This is a genomic window from Streptomyces capoamus, from assembly GCF_014654935.1.
GTDB classification, from domain to species: domain Bacteria; phylum Actinomycetota; class Actinomycetes; order Streptomycetales; family Streptomycetaceae; genus Streptomyces; species Streptomyces capoamus.
In genome coordinates this window covers 1-1,429 of the sequence record NZ_BNBF01000075.1, presented here as the reverse complement: position 1 = coordinate 1,429, position 1,429 = coordinate 1, and the positions used below count along the sequence as shown (strand labels likewise).

Sequence of the window (1,429 nt, the reverse complement as noted above, 5' to 3'; positions counted from 1 at the left end):
GCCCTAGTAGTGCTTCGTTAGGTTCTGGGCTGTCTGCGGCGGCTTCGCGGGTTGGGTAGAGGTCGTCCGCAGGTGGTGCATGCACCGGCCCAGCACCTCAGCAGGTTTTGGAGGAGGTCGAGGACCTGGTAGAGGGTCAGGCCGGTGTGCGGACTTTTGGGTCGAGCCGCCGGAGGGTGAGGAAGGCTTGCGCGGCGGTGACGAGGGTGACGTGGTGGTGCCAGCCGCGCCAGGTGCGGCCCTCGAAGTGGTCCAGTCCCAGGCCGTGCTTGAGCTCGCGGTAGTCGTGCTCGACCCGCCAGCGCATCTTCGCCCAGCGCACCAGGTCGGCGACCGGGGTGGTGACGGGCAGGTTCGATATCCAGTAGCCGGTCGGTGTGTCCTGGCTGTCCGGCCATTCGACCAGAAGCGTCTGGGTGGGCAGGACGCCGTCCCATCGGTTGCGGCCGCCGCCCGCCTCCTGGGCTGCGGCCAGGGACTGCTTGCCCGCAGGCCGGATGGTCAGGACCGCGAACCGTGAGGTCATCGCGCCTTTGCTGCCCTGGCGCCAGGTCACCTTGGTGAACCGGCCGGCACCGGCCTCGGCTGCGAGGGCCGAGACGGCTCGGAGTGGGGTGCGGTAGCGGGGAAGGGCGGGTGGTCCGAGCCCGCCGTAAGCGGGCTGGTGCGGCTCGGCGTCCTGAGGGTGGGCGACTTCCTTGCCGGTCAGCGCCAGGACATAGGCCAGCCCGCGCTGTTCGAGACCAAGCCGGAAGGGGGTGCTGACGCCGTAGCCGGCGTCGGCGACCACGACCGGCGCCTTCAACTGCCAGCCGGCGAGCGTGTCGAGCAGGCCGAGCGCAAGGCGCCACTTCTCCTGGTGCACCACCTCGTCGGGGACTCCTGCCCTGCGGCACCGCTCGGGCGTATCGGTCCACTCACGCGGCAGATACAACTGCCAGTTCAGCGGGCAGGACGCGGTGTCGGTGGCGGCATGGACGCTGACCGCGACCTGGCAGTTCGCCCGTTTGCCGACCGCCCCGCAGTACTGGCGGGCCACCCCGACAGAAGCCGTGCCGCACTTGGGGAACGACACGTCGTCGATCACCCAGACCTCAGGTGTGATCACCTCGGACAGCCGCTCGGCGATCCGCCGCCTGACCGGCAGCGGATCCCACGGCGACTGGTTCACGAACTGCTGCAGGGCCTGCATGTTCCCGTCCGGCAGCCGCTCGGACATCGGCTGGACCGACTTGCGCCGGCCGTCCAGCATCAGGCCCCGCAGATAACACGCACCCCATCGCCGCTGATCCCGCCGCGGCAGCGAGGCGAACACATCGGCAACGAACTCCGCTAACTCACCCCGGAGTCGTTCCACCTCCCCCAACCTCATACCGGCAAGATGCCCACCACCAGGCGAGATCACCCAATGTAACGAAGCACTACTAGG

General features: G+C 69.1%; 1 protein-coding gene. It reads right to left on the bottom strand.

From position 1 onward, the window contains the following. Window positions 1–136 precede the first annotated feature (136 nt). Entirely contained in the window at window positions 137–1,372 is a 1,236-nt protein-coding gene (locus tag IE312_RS37825; RefSeq protein ID WP_189986829.1) for an IS701 family transposase, read from the bottom strand. Window positions 1,373–1,429 lie beyond the last annotated feature (57 nt).